14 protein-coding genes, 1 tRNA gene and 1 pseudogene are annotated in these 16603 nt (G+C 60.0%); 5 read left to right on the top strand and 11 right to left on the bottom strand.

The window, feature by feature from the left end; all coding sequences use genetic code 11:
* Both ABD815_RS12440 and ABD815_RS12435 read right to left on the bottom strand, forming a co-directional pair.
* Positions 1-1212, bottom strand: coding sequence for an N-acetylmuramoyl-L-alanine amidase (locus ABD815_RS12440; protein ID WP_344847527.1), 1212 nt, complete (start codon positions 1210-1212; stop codon positions 1-3).
* Between the two features lie 84 nt (positions 1213-1296).
* On the bottom strand, positions 1297-2436 hold the full coding sequence (locus tag ABD815_RS12435) for a pyridoxal phosphate-dependent aminotransferase (protein WP_344847526.1): 1140 nt from the start codon (positions 2434-2436) through the stop codon (positions 1297-1299).
* A gap of 59 nt (positions 2437-2495) precedes the next feature.
* On the opposite strand from ABD815_RS12435, the gene ABD815_RS12430 reads away from it, so the two are divergent.
* Both ABD815_RS12430 and ABD815_RS12425 read left to right on the top strand, forming a co-directional pair.
* Positions 2496-3830 (top strand): M48 family metalloprotease, encoded by a 1335-nt coding sequence (locus ABD815_RS12430; RefSeq protein WP_344847524.1) that lies wholly within the window; start codon positions 2496-2498, stop codon positions 3828-3830.
* A 4-nt stretch (positions 3831-3834) separates the two neighbouring features.
* Entirely contained in the window at positions 3835-4587 is a 753-nt protein-coding gene (locus ABD815_RS12425; RefSeq protein WP_344847522.1) for a DsbA family protein, read from the top strand.
* A gap of 18 nt (positions 4588-4605) precedes the next feature.
* On the opposite strand, the gene ispG is transcribed toward ABD815_RS12425, so the two are convergent.
* From ispG to hemA, 4 genes and pseudogenes are all read right to left on the bottom strand, one after another.
* Positions 4606-5736, bottom strand: coding sequence for a flavodoxin-dependent (E)-4-hydroxy-3-methylbut-2-enyl-diphosphate synthase (ispG, locus tag ABD815_RS12420; protein WP_344847520.1), 1131 nt, complete (start codon positions 5734-5736; stop codon positions 4606-4608).
* 79 nt (positions 5737-5815) lie between these two features.
* Positions 5816-6706, bottom strand: coding sequence for a DUF4115 domain-containing protein (locus ABD815_RS12415; protein ID WP_425549871.1), 891 nt, complete (start codon positions 6704-6706; stop codon positions 5816-5818).
* Positions 6707-6769: 63 nt separating this feature from the next.
* Positions 6770-6934, bottom strand: a pseudogene (locus tag ABD815_RS15125) (helix-turn-helix domain-containing protein); the annotation flags it as partial.
* Between the two features lie 189 nt (positions 6935-7123).
* Entirely contained in the window at positions 7124-8353 is a 1230-nt protein-coding gene (gene hemA / locus ABD815_RS12410) for a 5-aminolevulinate synthase (RefSeq protein WP_344847516.1), read from the bottom strand.
* 247 nt (positions 8354-8600) lie between these two features.
* Between hemA and ABD815_RS12405 the strand changes: the two genes are divergently transcribed.
* Together ABD815_RS12405 and ABD815_RS12400 are read left to right on the top strand one after the other, a co-directional pair.
* Complete coding sequence (locus tag ABD815_RS12405) at positions 8601-9986, top strand: dipeptidase (RefSeq protein WP_344847514.1); 1386 nt, start codon at positions 8601-8603, stop codon at positions 9984-9986.
* 2 nt (positions 9987-9988) lie between these two features.
* Positions 9989-11314 carry a S41 family peptidase gene (locus ABD815_RS12400; protein ID WP_344847513.1) on the top strand — a complete coding sequence of 442 codons (1326 nt, stop codon included), beginning with the start codon at positions 9989-9991 and terminating at the stop codon, positions 11312-11314.
* 5 nt (positions 11315-11319) lie between these two features.
* Here ABD815_RS12400 and ABD815_RS12395 read toward each other — a convergent pair whose 3' ends face one another.
* From ABD815_RS12395 to ABD815_RS12385, 3 genes are all read right to left on the bottom strand, one after another.
* On the bottom strand, positions 11320-11604 hold the full coding sequence (locus ABD815_RS12395; protein ID WP_344847512.1) for an RND transporter: 285 nt from the start codon (positions 11602-11604) through the stop codon (positions 11320-11322).
* 38 nt (positions 11605-11642) lie between these two features.
* Positions 11643-11717, bottom strand: a tRNA-Val gene (locus tag ABD815_RS12390).
* A 61-nt stretch (positions 11718-11778) separates the two neighbouring features.
* The gene (locus ABD815_RS12385) at positions 11779-12147 is read right to left on the bottom strand and encodes an HU family DNA-binding protein (protein ID WP_344847511.1); all 369 of its coding nucleotides are present in this window, start codon (positions 12145-12147) and stop codon (positions 11779-11781) included.
* Positions 12148-12327: 180 nt separating this feature from the next.
* Here ABD815_RS12385 and ABD815_RS12380 point away from each other — a divergent pair, with 180 nt between their 5' ends.
* On the top strand, positions 12328-12552 hold the full coding sequence (locus ABD815_RS12380; protein ID WP_344847509.1) for a hypothetical protein: 225 nt from the start codon (positions 12328-12330) through the stop codon (positions 12550-12552).
* A gap of 151 nt (positions 12553-12703) precedes the next feature.
* Here ABD815_RS12380 and lon read toward each other — a convergent pair whose 3' ends face one another.
* Entirely contained in the window at positions 12704-15115 is a 2412-nt protein-coding gene (lon, locus tag ABD815_RS12375) for an endopeptidase La (RefSeq protein ID WP_425549859.1), read from the bottom strand.
* A gap of 296 nt (positions 15116-15411) precedes the next feature.
* Positions 15412-16437, bottom strand: a complete 1026-nt coding sequence (locus ABD815_RS12370) for a Hint domain-containing protein (protein ID WP_344847506.1) — start codon at positions 16435-16437, stop codon at positions 15412-15414.
* Positions 16438-16603 lie beyond the last annotated feature (166 nt).

Raw genomic sequence — 16603 nt, 5'->3', positions numbered from 1 at the left:
CTATTTGCGCAATCCATCCTGCGCGGCAATTTCGAGTTGTTCCCATTCAAGGAGCGCATCGCGGATCGCCCATGCGGCCTTTGTGCGCCATGCAGGGTCGGTCAGATTGGCGCGGTCTTTGGGTGAGGAAAGAAAGCCGAGCTCCAAGAGAACAGACGGGATATCGGGCGATTTGAGCACCGAAAACCCCGCCTCGAGCCGCGGACGTTTGTGCATCCCGACACTGGCCGAGAGTTGATCGACCAGAGCGGTGGCCAGACGTTCGACCCGAGGGCGCGTTTCGGTGCGCGCCATGTCCATCAGGACGGTCGCGATCACATCGTCATGTCCCGACAGGTCAATACCGGACAACAGGTCCGCGCGGTCATGGCGTTCGGCGAGCTTGCGCGAGGCCATATCGGAGGCGCGATCGGCAAGGGTATAGAGCGTCGCGCCCTCCGCGCGCCCCTCGGCCAGCGCATCGGCGTGCAGCGAAATAAACACATCCGCCCCGGCGGTGCGCGCAACGGTAATGCGGTTTTCGAGCGGGACGAAACTGTCGTCCGTTCGCGTCAGGGTGACATCGAAGTGCCCTGCCCGTAGCAGAACATCGGAAAGCTCGCGCGCAAAGGTCAGCATCAGATCGGCTTCGCGGTGGCCGTCCCGTTCTGCGCCGGGATCAATCCCGCCATGGCCCGGATCGAGAACCACACGGATGGCCCCCGTGCCCAGTTTGCGCAGCGGCAGCGGTTCGATATCGGCCGGATCGCGCGCGACGAGTTGCGCATCTGCGGGGGCACCAGCGGAGGCGGCGAAATTGTCGGCCTCCTGATGCGCAAAGACGAGCCGCAGCACCGCCCCCTGCGCCGGACGGGTCATTTCCGCCTCCACCAATGTGAAAGGTGCGGCGAGATCGAGCACCATGCGCGACCATCCGGGGCGAAAGGCCCCGACCCGCACGCCGGTAATATGGTTGGAGAGGTCGAAAGCCGCGACATCAAAGCCGGTCCAATCCGCCTCTGACAGGTCGACAACCAAACGGCGCGGTTCGTCGAGGAAAAAGATGCGGAACGGCACAGGCTGGCTCAGCGCAAGGCGCATCTGGGGCACATCGCCCTGATCGACGAGCATCGATCCTTCGTTTTGCGCGCGCGCCAAGGCGGTCAACCCGTCCTGGGCCTGAACCGGCAGCGCGCCCATCAGGCACAGCGCAAATATCCATAAAAACCGCATCGTCACCTCGCCAGTTGGGGCCTTCGCGCCCTCTTTGGTGTCACTCTAGACCAGCGTGCAACGCCGGTCAGCCCCAATCGCGACTCACAACTGCGTCATGAAGGCTTTGAGACGCCGGATGCCTTCGCGGATATCCTCGCTCGAGCGCGCGTAGGAGAAGCGCAATGTGTGATGCCCGCGCTCGAGGTCGAAATCGAGCCCCGGCGTGACCGCCACCCCTGCCTCATCGAGGATGCGCGCCGCAAATGCACGGCTGTCATCGGTGAAGGCGGAGACATCGGCGTAGATGTAAAACGCCCCGTCTGGCGGCGCGAGATCGACAAACCCTGCCTCGGCGAGACCTTCGAGCATCAGGCGGCGGTTTTCGGTGTAGGTCGCTAGGTGCCCCTGCAATTCGTCATGGGCATCGAGTGCCCCGAGGGCGGCGATCTGGGCCGCATGGGGCGCGCAGATGAACATGTTCTGGGCCAAACGCTCAATGGTGCGCACGTGATCGGGCGGCACCACCATCCAACCGATACGCCATCCCGTCATCGAGAAATATTTGGAGAACGAGTTGATCACATAGACATCGTCGGTGATTTCCAGCGCGCTGACGGCGCGGTTTTCATAGTGGATGCCGTGGTAGATTTCGTCGGACACAAAGGCCACATCGCGCGCAGCACAGGCGTCGATGAGCGCGGTGAGGGCGTCGCGATCGAGCATGGTTCCCGACGGGTTGCCCGGACTGGCCACAATCAGACCGTCGAGGTCCGCGGGAAGGTCCTGCGGCGCGGGCTGCAGGCGGTTGCCCTTTGCCGCCTGAATTTCGACGGGCGTGAGCGCGAGCGCTTTGAGGATTTGACGGTAAGAGGGATAGCCCGGAGCCCCCAAACCAACCCGCGCGCCGGTATCAAAGAGCGCGGTAAAGGCCAGAAGGAAGGCCGCGGACGAGCCCGAAGTCACCACGACGCGGGCGGGATCGAGGTCTACCCCATACCAATCCGCATAGAGCCGCGCGATGCCGGCGCGCAATTCAGGAAGGCCGAGCGCGACAGTGTAGCCCAGCGGACCCTCTTCCATAGCAGCGGCCAATCGGTCGCGCGCCACTTTCGGCGCTCCCGTCGCGGGCTGACCCACCTCCATATGGATGATGTGGCGCCCGCCCTCTTCAGCGCGGCGCGCAGCCTCCATGACGTCCATCACGACAAAGGGATCAACTTGGGCGCGCTGGGAGGTTTTCATCGCAGGGTCCTTGTGGTTTTCTTTGCCCAACCGGATGCCAGCACGAGGAGGGAAATGCAATGCGGGCGCTTGTGCGAACCTGTCTGATCGCCCTTTTGTGCGCGGCGGTCCCTTGGGCGGCCTTTGCCAAAGGGTTATTGCGCGATCCCGACATTGAATATGCGCTGGGGCGGTTGGCAAGCCCGCTGTTCACCGCGGCGGGGCTGTCGGCGTCGCGCATGAGGATCGTGGTGGTCGACGATGATGAACCCAATGCCTTCGTGGTCGACAACCAGCATATCTTTATCCACTCCGGTCTGATCCTGCGCCTCAAAAGCGCCTCGGAATTGCAAGCTGTTCTGGCGCATGAAATCGCGCATATCACCGGCGGGCACATCGCGCGGCGTGCCGCCAATTCGCGCGCGGCGTCTCAGGCGGCCATGATCGGCATGATGTTGTCAGGTGTCGCCATCGCGGCGGGGGCCGACGGGCGTGCGGCCACTGGCGTGGCCTTGGGTGTCGCGGGCTCGGCGCAGCGGGTGCTGTTTGGTCATACGCGGGCCGAAGAATCCTCGGCCGATCAAACCGGCATCCGGATCATGGCGCGCGCAGGCGTGCCGCCACAGGCCATGCTCGACGTGCTCGAACTGTTCCGCGGTCAGGAGGTTCTGGCCGAGTCGCGTCAAGACCCCTATGCGCGCACTCACCCCCTGTCGCGCGATCGGCTGCGTGCCCTGCGCGGCTACGCGGCGGCGAGCAAGGTGACGAGCAATCGCGACGCCGAGGCCGACTATTGGTATGCGCGTGCGCGGGGTAAATTGGAGGCCTTTATCCGCCCGCCCTCGGCCACGCTGCGCAAGGTGAAAGCCTCGGACGCATCCGACATCGCGCTGATGCGCCGTGCCGTGGCGCTCCACCGCATTCCCAAGCCGAAGGAAGCGATTGCCACGATCAACACACTGGTCGCAAAACGCCCCAAAGACCCGTATTTTGCCGAATTGCAGGGGCAGATCCTGCTCGAAAGTCGCCAGTTTTCCGCTGCTGTCGCCGCCTATCGACGCGCCGCCCAACTTGCCCCGCGTGAGGCGCAAATCCAGTCGGGATTGGGTCGTGCCCTGCTCGCCACCGGCGATAAGGGGGCATTGGGCTCAGCGATCAAGGCGCTGGAGGCCGCACGGGCGCGCGAGCCGTGGGATCCGACCACATTGCGCCATCTCGCCTCTGCCTATGCGCAATCGGGAAATGAAGGGATGGCGACGCTCAATGCCGCCGAAGCCCATGTTTTACGGGGTGATTTTGCGGCCGCCCTGCCCTTGGCCAAACGTGCAGGCGCGGCTTTGGGTCACGCAAGCGTGGGGTGGAACCGCGCGCAGGATGTGATAGATGCCTGTGAACGCGTTTTGAACAGGAAATGACCCGATGACCCTTGCCCTGCGCACCGGCCTTGCCGCGCTTTTGACCGCTTCCGTTGCTTTTTCGGCCGCCGCTTTTGACATGAACGCGATGAGCGATGATGAGCGAAGTGCCTTCCGCGCGGAGATCAAATCCTATCTTCTGGAAAATCCCGAAGTGCTGATGGAGGCCGTGGAGGTCTACAACCAGCGTCAGGAAGCAGCGCAAGGCGACAACGACGCGGCCCTGATCGCGGCCCATTATGACCAGCTCTACAATGCGCCGGGTGATCTCATTTTGGGCAATCCAGATGGCGACATCGTGATGGTGGAGTTTTCCGACTACCGCTGCGGGTATTGCAAAAGAGCGCATCCGGATATGAAGGCGCTTCTGGAAGGCGACGGGAACATCAAGCTGATCGTCAAGGAATTCCCGATCCTCGGCGAGGCCTCGACATTGGCATCCCGCTTTGCCATCGCCACGCGCCTCGTCGAAGGGGATGAGGTCTACGCCCGCCTGCACGAAGCGCTGATGGAAACCAATGGCGACATCACATTGGGGATCCTGAAACGGATCGCCAAAGGCATCGACATCAACGTCGGCGCGGTGACGGACAAAATGGATGACGATGAGGTCACGGCACAGATTGCGACCAACCACCAGCTTGGCAGTGTCCTGCAGATCAACGGAACCCCTTCCTTCGTGCTCGAAGGCCAGTTCCTGCGCGGCTATGTGCCCTATGACGCGATGAAAGAAATCGTGGCAGAGCTGCGCGGCTAAAGGCGCAGCGCTCCGGCTTTATTCGGCGGCGTCTGCGGGCGCCGCTTTTGCGTCCAGCTCTGCGGCTTTCTTTTCCACCTGTTCGACGATGTGTTCAATCATCAACTCGTTGGACATTTTGTGGCTCTGTTTGCCGCCGAGATAGACCATGCCATGGCCTGCCCCGCCGCCGGTCCAGCCTACATCTGTCATCAACGCTTCGCCCGGTCCATTCACCACACAGCCGATAATCGACAGGCTCATCGGTGTCTTGATGTGCTCGAGACGCTTTTCCAGCGCTTCGACGGTTTTGATCACGTCAAAGCCCTGACGCGCGCAGGACGGGCAGGAAATGATGTTGATCCCGCGATGGCGCAGGCCCAGCGATTTGAGGATTTCATATCCGACTTTGACCTCTTCCACCGGGTCGGCAGAAAGGCTCACGCGGATCGTGTCCCCGATGCCCATCCACAACAATTGGCCCAGACCAATCGCCGATTTGATCGTGCCGGACATCAAACCGCCCGCTTCGGTGATCCCGAGGTGGATCGGCGCGTCTGTGGCCTCGGCGAGTTGTTGATAGGCGGCCGAGGCGAGGAAGACATCCGATGCCTTCACCGAAATCTTGAAGTTGTGGAAGTCGTTGTCTTCGAGGATTTTGATATGGTCGAGGCCGCTTTCCACCATCGCGTCGGGACAGGGCTCGGCGTATTTGTCCAGCAGGTGCTTTTCGAGCGAGCCTGCGTTCACACCGATGCGGATCGAGCAATTGTGGTCCTTGGCGGCCTTGATGACCTCTTTGACACGCTTTTCGTCGCCGATGTTGCCCGGGTTGATGCGCAGGCAGGCCGCGCCCGCCTCGGCCGCCTCAATCGCGCGTTTGTAGTGGAAATGGATGTCCGCCACGATCGGAACGGGGCTTTCACGGCAGATTTCCTTGAGCGCCGTTGTCGCGGCGACGTCGGGGGCGGAAATGCGCACGATGTCGGCACCAGCCTCGGCGGCACGGATAACCTGATCGAGCGTGGCGCGCACGTCGCCAGAGTCCGTGTTGGTCATGGTCTGCACAGTTATGGGTGCATCGCCGCCGACGGGCACATTGCCGACCCAGATTTTACGGCTCTGGCGGCGTTCGATGTTGCGCCAAGGGCGAATGGGATTGTGGGACATGGTTCACCTCTGGGGCATCCGAAGTTGCCCTCTAGATAGGGTGCTGGCGCCCTGCCCGCAAACCCTTAGTTCGATGGGATCAGTTGCAGGAGAGATCTGCGGTGGATGCGACCTGAAACATTTCGCAAATCGGGACGTTCACGGCCAGATCGACGGATTCATAGGCCTCGGCAATCTGCGCATCAGCCAGAGCGACGTTTTTCACGACCGCGCCGGATTTGCCGACAGGCCCGAAGGCATCGCCGTTAACGGAAAAGAATATCCCGCCCGCATTTCCCGTGCGCAGCACCGGTGGCAGTTCCATTGCAGGCACGACATAGCGCTCACCCGCATCGAGGATTTTTTCGAACAACACCGACCCGTCTGCGGCCTGCACACGCACCCAGGACGGGCGAACGGCGACCAGCGCGAGTTCCGGTGCGGCCTCTTCCACGACCTGAACGGTTTCGCCGATTGACTCGAGCGCGGCCGTCGCGATGTCGGTGGACAGGTTATCGAGGCGGTTCTGGCGGTCCTCGTCGACGAGCGAGCCCACGGAGCGTGGATCGAGCGTCGCGATGGGACCGTCGCGTGGCACCATCACCGGCACGTCGAGCGCCTGCGGACGGTAAAGACGGTCGAGCGCTTCGACACTCGGGGTTTCGACACTGACGCTTTCATCAAGCGCGGCCATGATCGTTTCGCCCCCGAGGGACGGTGCGATATCGGATGCCACGCCGGGGGCGGCATCGACGGGTGCGAGTTGCACCTTTTGAATTTCTTGTAGGACCGACCAGCCGCCGTATCCGATGGCCCCGACGAGCATCAAGAGCACGGCCATGGAGCCGAGGGCACCCGGCTCAACCTTCGCCAAAAAGCCTTCGCCACGGGGAACGAAGGTGGCGTTCGGGTCGGCGAAGGGGTCTCGGGGTTTAACCGCCTGGGTATTGACGACGCTGGAGGCGCGTTTGGTCGAAGCGGCGGGCGACATGCCGTGGGCCACGGAGAAACCGCTTTCGTCGCAAAAGCGCATGAAGGCCCAGTCGGGATCGAGATCGAGGTAGCGCGCATAGGAGCGCACGTAGCCTGCGATGAAGCCTTGGGTTTCGAAAACACTGGGGTCCGCGTTCTCGATTGCAGCAATGTATGTTGCTTTGATCTTGAGTTCGCGTTGAACGTCGAGGAGGGATTTGCCCAGAGTCGCGCGTTCCCCGCGCATGACGTCACCAAGCCGAAGCTCGTACCCGTCAAAGCCGCGAGGTTGTAGGTCTTCTACGACTGGTGGTTTGTTCCACCGCCCGATCATGCGCACTGCCCCAGTTTATTGTCCCCAGTTTTCGCGATTCGTATCGCGTTCTTAGAACATTTTTAGCACAGGACAAGTTAACGCGCACGAGACGATCAGTGGTTATCCGGCCAATTCGGCACGATTCAGCGCACAATGGGCCCAGAGCGCATCAAGCGCGTGCACTAAACGATCCATTTCATCGGGCCCGTGAACCGGCGACGGGGTAAAGCGCAACCGTTCGGTTCCGCGCGGAACCGTCGGGAAATTCACCGGCTGAACGTAGATGCCATACTGTTCGAGCATCATGTCGGACATCATTTTAGTATGCACGGGATCGCCCACGATCAGCGGCACGATGTGGCTGCCGTGATCGGTGATTGGCAGGCCGAGACCTTTGAGGCGAGTTTTCAGGATTTTCGCCTGAGTCTGGTGTTTTTCGCGCAGTTTCACGCCGGCTTCGCCTTTGAGATAGGCGATAGAGGCCGCCGCCCCTGCCGCTACCGCGGGCGGAATGGAGGTGGTGAAGATAAAGCCCGGCGCATAGGAGCGCACGGCGTCACACATCTTTGCAGAGGCTGCGATGTACCCCCCGAAGACACCGAAAGCTTTGCCCAAGGTGCCGTTGACGATGTCGATCCGGTCCATCAGGCCCTGTGCCTCGGCGACGCCCGCGCCGCGTGCGCCATACATGCCAACCGCGTGGACCTCGTCGATGTAGGTCAGAGCGTTGAATTCTTCGGCCAGCTCGATCATTTCGAGGATCGGGCCGAAATCGCCGTCCATGGAATAGATGGATTCGAACGCGATGAGTTTCGGGGCCGCGCTGTCGTCGGCTTCGAGCATTTCGCGCAGATGCGCCATGTCGTTATGACGGAAAATCCGTTTCGCGCCGCCGTTGCGGCGGATGCCTTCGATCATCGAGGCATGGTTCAACTCATCGGAGTAGATGATCAGACCGGGGAAAAGTTTCGGCAGGGTCGAAAGGGTCGCGTCATTGGCGATATAGGCCGAGGAGAACACCAATGCGGCCTCTTTGGCATGCAGATCGGCCAATTCGGCCTCAAGGCGTTTGTGATAGACCGTGGTGCCCGAAATGTTGCGCGTGCCACCCGAACCGGCGCCGGTTGCGTCCACCGCGTCGTGCATCGCGGCCAGAACATAGGGGTTTTGACCCATGCCGAGGTAGTCATTGCCACACCAGACGGTCACGGGCTGCTCGCTGCCGTCGGGTTTTTTCCAGACGGCATGGGGGAAGTTGCCACGTTGACGTTCGATATCGATGAAGGTCCGGTAGCGGCCCTCCTCGTGCAAACGGTTGAGCGCCTCCTCAAGCTTCGCCGTATAATCCACTGGTCTTCCTTTCGCGCGTCTCTCGTCTGCCTGTTTTAACGGCGGTTTTCGAAAAAAGCCACTCATATTCACAAATCGATACCTATCTAGGTCCGCCGGCAGATCGTTCCTGTTCACAGGAGCCGTTGTTACGTGGCACAAAAACGTTTCTGAATGATCTATGTCAATCCGTTAGGCACGTATGGACACTCTCATTTGAGCGCGTAAGCTGCGGCAAATCATCCCGCCTTCCCATTTGAGGTCCTAAATGTCCGACGCGCTCGCCCCTGTATTGTCCCGTATCGATTCCGATCTGGAGGGCGCGTTGGAGCGCCTTTTCGAGTTGTTGCGCATCCCGTCGATCTCCACCGATCCGGCCAATAAGGACGATTGCCTCAGGGCGGCGAATTTGCTCGTCTCGCACCTCGCCTCGCTGGGGGCCGAGGCCGAACTGTGCCCCACGCCCGGACACCCGATGGTGATGGGAAAAATCGGTTCCGGATCGCCGCATTTGCTGTTTTACGGCCACTATGACGTGCAGCCGGTCGATCCACTGGCCCTCTGGGATCACGATCCGTTCGAGCCCTTCATCGGTGAGCAGAATGGCGAAAAAGTGATCCGTGCGCGCGGCGCCTCCGATGACAAGGGGCAGCTGATGACCTTTGTCGAGGCCTGTCGCGCGTGGATTAACGAACACGGCGAACTCCCCTGCACCATTACGTTTTTCTTTGAAGGCGAGGAAGAAAGCGGATCGCCGTCACTGATTCCGTTCATGGAGGCGAACCGCGAAAAGCTCGCCGCGGATATCGCGTTGATTTGCGACACCTCGATGGTGTCCCCCGGTGTGCCCTCCATCGCCTCGCAGCTGCGCGGTATGCTCAAAGAAGAGTTCACGCTCAAAGGTCCTGCGATGGACCTGCATTCCGGTCACTACGGCGGCCCTGCCCTAAATCCGTTGCGCGAAATCTCGAAACTCGTGGCTTCCTTCTACGATGAGGATGGTCGCGTCACCATCGACGGGTTCTATGACGGGGTGCACGAGGTCGCGCCGGAGCAATTGGCGCAATGGGAAAACTGTGGCTTTGACGAAACCGAATACCTCGAAAACGCAGGGCTGAGTGTCGCGCATGGGGAAAAAGCTTATTCGACGCTGGAGCAGCAATGGTCGCGGCCCACGTTGGAGATCAACGGGCTTTGGGGCGGCTATCAGGGTCCGGGAACGAAAACGGTCATCCCGGCCGAGGCGCATTGCAAAATCACCTGCCGTCTGGTCGGCGATCAGGACCCCGACGTGCTGCGCAAGGCGTTGCGCGCCCATGTGGAGGCGCGCCTTCCCGTCGATGCAACGGTGGAATGGGATCTCGACCTCGAAGGCAATCCGGCAGCCGTGATGAACATCGCGCGCCCCGAATTCGAAGCCGCGCGTCAGGCATTGTCGGATGAATGGAACCGTGAGGCGGTGTTTGCCGGCATGGGCGGATCGATCCCGATTGCGGGGTATTTCACCACCATTCTGGGACTTGATTCCATGCTGATCGGTTTTGCGGATGACGATGACCGCATCCACAGCCCGAACGAAAAATACGGGCTGAACAATTTCCATAAAGGGATCCGGTCGTGGGCCCGCATTCTTGACGCCCTGTCAAAAGCGTGAGCATGCCCCTCTCCCGTGTCCTTGCGATCACGCTGCGTCTGATTGCGATGTCGCTCGGGCTGGCGGCGGTGGTTCTGGCCGCGCTCTGGTACCCGTCGCGCCCGCCCAAAGAGATGCGCGGCATATGGGAGAGCGAAGGCTATGGCCTCGTCTTTGACGTCTCGCCTTTTGTGATCCGCATCCACGAGATTTCGCCGGTCTCCTGCCTGCCGTGGCAGAGCTTTCCGGCCCATCTCGGTCTGGCGCGCACGCTTGCGGGTTATGATATGTCGGTCGTGGACGGCCAATTGCGGGTGGAAGTCTCCGATATCATCAATGATGTGACGGCCGTAAAGCGTGACGGACTGCCATCGCAGTGCTTGCAGGGACGGCCAGCCGGTCCGCGCGAAACCTATGACGTGTTCTGGCAAACCCTCGCAACCTATTACCCGTTCTTTGACCTGCACGGCATCGATTGGGACGCGCGCCGCGACAGGGCGCTTGCGGATATCGGCGAGAGTTACGACCCTGCCGTTCTGGTTCGCGTCCTCAAAGAAAGCCTGTCCGGCATCGAAGACAGGCACGTCAATCTGATCACGCCGGAGGGCGACTATACCCCCAAAGTGGCCGCCGAATGGGACAAGGACGCACGTGATTTCTGGCAAGTGAGCGACAGCTACCTCGTCTCGGCCCGCCAGATTGTTGAAACCGGCGGTATCCGCCACGGGTGGCTCGACGGTGATATTGCCTACATGGCGTTCCATCACATGGAAACCGAACCCTCGCTGGCCGACCAACAGGTCGATGAGGCACAGCGCATCGTCGCGGGGCTGGCGGCGGTCTATGCCAATGCGGCGGGCGTGATCATCGATAACCGGTTCAACAACGGCGGCTCGGATGCGGTGGCACTGATCTACGCGGGGCTATTTTCAGGCGCGGATTGGAGCGCGGGCACAAAGGTGACCCAGATTGCACCGGGAGTCTTTACGCCGCCCACGGAGGTGATCGCGCGCGGCGCACCTTCCCCCCTCACCGTGCCTGTGGTGGTTATGAACAGCCGCGAAACCGTCAGCGCAGGCGAGATCTTTGCGCTGGCGCTGCGCGAACTGCCGCAGGTGCGCCTTATCGGGGAAAACACCAATGGCTCGCTATCGGACATGATGGTGCGCGACCTACCGAACGGGTGGCAATTCACGCTCTCCCATCAGGTCTACCGAAACCCCGATGGGGTAATTTTCGAAAGCTCCGGCATACCGCCCCACGAAACCTATGCCTTTGATGTGGATGGGTTTTTGGAAGGTCGCGATACGCTCCTTGAACACGCGCAGGCGATGCTATCGCCCGACTGAGGAACTCAGGACGCGTCAGAGGGCGATGGGCGCGTGAGTTTGAGCGCGAGCAGCACCCAAGGGGCGCCATGGAAGACCAGATCGAAGATGTCCACCGGTGCTATCAGCGTGCCGGAGACGAGCATGTTGAGTTTCTCCCAGACATGCGGTTCGGGCACAAAGGGCGCGAGGCCCAATGTAAGCGCGGCGAAAACGAAGGTCAGGGTCGGGATGCGATCTATGATTTTCATGAGGCGGTTATGGCCCGCGCCCTGCCCCATGTCTGTGAGTTTGTCACGCAGGCGCGTCATGAAAAAGGACGCTCCGAGGAGCGCCCTTTGAATGCCGGTGGTGGGTGATAAGAGATTTGAACTCCTGACATCTTCGATGTGAACGAAGCGCTCTACCACTGAGCTAATCACCCGCCGTGGCGCGTGTATTAGCGAGGCCATCCCAGCGATGCAAGGGGGGCTCAGCCAGATTTATCAGCTTTCGTCGGTGCCCTCCGGAGCGTCATCCACCGCGGGGGCCAGCATCGCTTTCGAGCGGCGCAATTTGACGACCATGACATGGGCGTTGGGCACTTCCTTCATCCGGTTGACGGAGAGTTTTCCCAGCGGTGGCAGGTTGACGTCTTTGCCCTCTTGCAGCACGTCACCGAGTTCCTTCATGGCCGCTTCGAGCACCTTTTTGGCCACGCTACGCTTGGCACCGGATGCCTGTGTGACGCGGTTCAGGAAGTCGCGTTTGGACACGGCATTGCCGGGCTCGGACGCGGCGTCTTTTTCGGGCGTAGCGGGTATTTTCGGCGTGACAGGTATCTTCGGCTTGGCGGGTGTTTTTGGCGTGGCCATTTGGACCTCTACTTTCTGTTTGCTCGACCTTACTGCCCTGCACCGATCCTTGGCAAACGCGAATTAGCCGGCTTTGGGGCTGTGACAAGACCGTTTTGATAAATCGCCGACCGGTGGTATGATTTGCTGCGGGTTCGTGAGAAGCCGAGTGAAAACAACGTCATTCAACAGGGGAAGAGAATGAAATTTAAGAAAATTACCGGCGCACTTGCCGTCGCTATGATGATTGCTGGCTCCGCACATGCTGGCGGCTATTCCGAGCCGGTCATTGATGAGCCCGTGATGATCGAACAGGGGGGATCCTCCTCCGGTGGGTCGAACTGGGTTGTGCCTGTTCTTCTGCTTGCGCTGATTGGTGTTGCGCTCGCGTCGAGCGACGACGCTGCGGCTGAAACGGACGGATAAGGCATATCGGTTTTCGGGTCGATTTGCAGTGACGCCACCACAGGTTGCGGTGGGATTGTCACTTTAGGAAATGACCAAAACTCTCTGTAGAAAAAGAAAAAAGGCGCCCCGAGGCGCCTTTTTTATCATTCGATGTCTGACCTAGGACAGATCAGTGCGCCGTGGCAGATGACCCTTCCGCGCCCGCATTGATCGAACGGGCGAGACGCGCGGCCTCTTCGGCTTCCTCATCCCATTCGATGGGTTCGGGTTTGCGAACCAGCGCATGGGCGAGCACTTCGGAGACATGCGTGACGGGAATGATTTCCAACCCTTCTTTCACGTTGTCGGGGATCTCGACGAGATCCTTGACGTTCTCTTCAGGGATCAACACCGTCTTGATGCCACCGCGCAGAGCGGCGAGGAGTTTTTCCTTCAGGCCACCGATCGCCGTCGCATTGCCGCGCAGCGATACCTCACCCGTCATGGCGATGTCTTTGCGCACCGGAATGCGGGTCAGAACCGACACAATCGTCGTCACCATGGCCAAGCCGGCCGAGGGCCCGTCCTTTGGCGTCGCGCCATCGGGCACGTGCACGTGGATGTCCATCGTGTCGAACTGCGGCGGTTTGACCCCGATCTGCGGCGCAATCGAGCGCACATAGGATGAGGCCGCATCGATGCTTTCCTTCATCACGTCGCCGAGCTTGCCGGTGGTCTTCATGCGACCTTTTCCGGGCAATTTCAGCGCCTCGATCTGCAACAGATCGCCGCCGACCGATGTATAGGCCAGCCCTGTGACAACACCGATCTGGTCCTCTTTCTCGGCCAGACCGTGACGGAATTTTCGCACGCCGAGGTAGTCTTCGATCACTTCAGGCGTGATCTGCACCGACTCGACCTCTTTCTTCACGATCTGCGTCACGGCCTTACGGGCGCATTTGGCAAATTCGCGTTCGAGGTTCCGCACACCGGCTTCGCGGGTGTAGTAGCGGATCACGTCAAACACCGCCTCATCCGTGATCGAGAACTCTTTGGCTTTCAAACCGTGGTTCTTGATCTGTTTGGGGATCAAGTGCTGCTTGGCGATCTCGGCCTTTTCGTCTTCGGTGTAACCCGAAAGCGGGATGATCTCCATCCGGTCGAGAAGCGGTCCGGGCATGTTGTAGCTGTTCGACGTGGTCAGGAACATCACGTTCGACAGATCATATTCCACCTCGAGATAGTGGTCGATGAAGGTCGAGTTCTGTTCCGGGTCCAATACTTCGAGCATGGCCGACGCGGGATCGCCACGGAAGTCCTGCCCCATCTTGTCGATCTCGTCGAGCAGGATGAGCGGGTTCGTGGTTTTCGCCTTTTTCAGCGCCTGAATGATCTTGCCGGGCATGGAGCCGATGTAGGTCCGGCGGTGGCCGCGGATTTCGCTCTCGTCGCGCACGCCGCCCAGAGAGATGCGAATAAACTCGCGCCCCGTGGCCCGTGCAACCGATTTACCGAGCGAGGTTTTACCCACGCCTGGAGGCCCCACAAGGCACATGATCGGGCCTTTGAGTTTCTTCGATCGCTGCTGAACCGCAAGGTATTCGACGATGCGTTCTTTAACCTTTTCAAGGCCATAGTGATCGTTGTCGAGAATATCCTGCGCGCGGGAGAGATCCTTTTTCACGCGGCTCTTAACACCCCACGGAACGCCAAGCATCCAGTCGAGATAGTTGCGAACCACCGTGGCCTCGGCGCTCATCGGGCTCATGGATTTGAGCTTTTTGACCTCGGCATCGACCTTTTCACGGGCCTCTTTGGATAGCTTGGTCGCCTCGATTTTCTCTTCGAGTTCGGCGATTTCATTCGCGCCGTCCTCACCATCGCCGAGTTCCTTCTGAATGGCCTTCATTTGCTCATTCAAATAGTACTCGCGCTGGGTGCGCTCCATTTGGGTCTTCACGCGGGTCTTGATCTTTTTCTCGACCTGCAGGACCGACATTTCGCCCTGCATCAGCCCATAGACCGCTTCCAGACGTTCATCGACGCCAAGCGTTTCGAGAAGCTTCTGTTTTTGCTCGACTTCCACGCCGAGGTGACCGGCCACGAGATCGGCGAGCTTATTGGGCTCGCGCGTATCGGTGACGGCAGCCAGCGCCTCTTCGGGGACGTTCTTTTTCACTTTGGCGTAATGTTCGAATTCTTCGCGCACCGAGCGTTCCAGCGCAGCGATGGCGGCAAGATCACCGTCGATTTCGTCGAGCGGCTCGATCTTGGCTTCAAAGAACACAGGGTTCTCGACGAACTCGGTCAGACGCACGCGGTGTGCACCTTCGACCAGCACCTTCACGGTGCCGTCAGGCAATTTCAAAAGCTGCAGAACGCTCGCCAGCACGCCGACGCGGTAGATACCGCTTTCGTCGGGATCGTCCACCGAAGGGTCGATCTGTGCCGACAACAGGATCTGTTTATCCTGCGCCATCACTTCTTCGAGGGCTTTCACCGATTTTTCACGTCCGACAAAGAGCGGCACGATCATGTGGGGAAAGACCACAATGTCGCGCAGTGGGAGGACGGGGTAGGATTGGTCTTGCTCGTGCATCATATTTCCTTCTTGGCAAAAGGACCTTGTCCCGAAGATCGGCAACTGGGATCCCTTCCTGTCTTGGTTTCTATATCTGGGGCGGGTGCCCCCCAATTGCAACCAATCCAAGTTTTCCAGCGAGTGTGCCGATGCAGGGTGTATCTCGCAAGGGTGGAAATTCGGTTATCCCCACCCTTTTCACGTGGAATTTGTGAAAACGGCATGATTTCGCCTGCACAACCTTAACGCGAGCGTGCAAAATGCGGGAGTCGGGTTAACGATAATCCGAAAAATGGGGCCGCGTGCCGCGAGGACGCTCAGGCGGCGCTCAAAAGATGAGCGTGGGTGGTGCGCACGACCGGATATGCGGTCGGCAAGTCACCCAATTGCCCGTCGAGTTCGGGGAAAAGCGCGAATAGTTCAGCGCGCGCATCACGTGCAAGTCCCTCTACATTCTGCGCAGCCGGATCGAAACTCTCCGACCACAGGCCACCCGAGGAAATGACCTCATGGCTCTTGAACAGCAGGTGGACATAGGTGACCGGACCGGTTGCCTCGGGTTGTGTGACACCCACGCCATCGATCAACGCCTTGGCCGCGACCAAGACTTCGGCATGCGCAAACAGCAGCTCCGCACGCCACCCGCCAACCAACACCCGATGCTGTGGCGAAACGGTCAGCGCTTCATGCTCACCCAGCGCGTTGGCACCGATATGGACCGGCAGGAACCGTGGATTGGCCTTCAACTCTTCGAGATCGAGAGTTCTTTGCCCCTGCCACACCACCTTTTGCACCCCGTTGTCGCGGGTCAGGACCTCTGTGCCCACGGTGAGGGATTCAACCGGCTTGGGGCCATCCGGCGTGTCGATCAATGTGCCGGCGGTAAAACAGGCGAGGTCCTCAAACGCGTCTCTCTGCCCATCGAAGGAGTCGTCCAGCGTGTAGGTCGTGCCCGGTTGCGGCAGGACCGTGCCGCCCATCCCGATATTTACACCGTCAATGCGGACAAAATAGAAATTCTCGCCAGTGGTTGTGTTGACGCGGAATTCCAGTTCGACAACGGAGTCTTTTTCAAAAAGCTGTCCATTGATGGTCACGGGCTCGGCCAGCAATTGCGGTGCGCCCGTGTCGATATAGGCGTCGTCGAAGGTGGTATCGCTATCTGGAACTGGGTTTCCATCGCGATCCTCATCCACGTCGTTGACATAGATGCGGATCGGCGACGCATTGTCGTTCACCGTGAACGTGCCACTTGCGCGTTGCGTGTGGTTCGTCGTCAGGGGGTTGCCCTGGTTCACGCTCATATCTTCGAAAGCGACGATGCCGAAAGAGTACGTTGCCATTGCGCCAGACCTGATTGGGTGTCCAAAAACGGACCAGTTTGTAAAACTACGTGTCATGTGGACGCCAAAGCGGCCCGCGACACGGGGAAAACAGGGTTATTTGGCGCAAATATGACGAATATAGGTGAACGAAGCTCTATGACCTGACGTTACGGCCACAATTCGC

This window comes from Celeribacter arenosi, assembly GCF_039539485.1.
GTDB classification, from domain to species: Bacteria; Pseudomonadota; Alphaproteobacteria; order Rhodobacterales; family Rhodobacteraceae; genus Celeribacter; species Celeribacter arenosi.
This window is presented reverse-complemented; position numbering and strand designations above follow the sequence as displayed.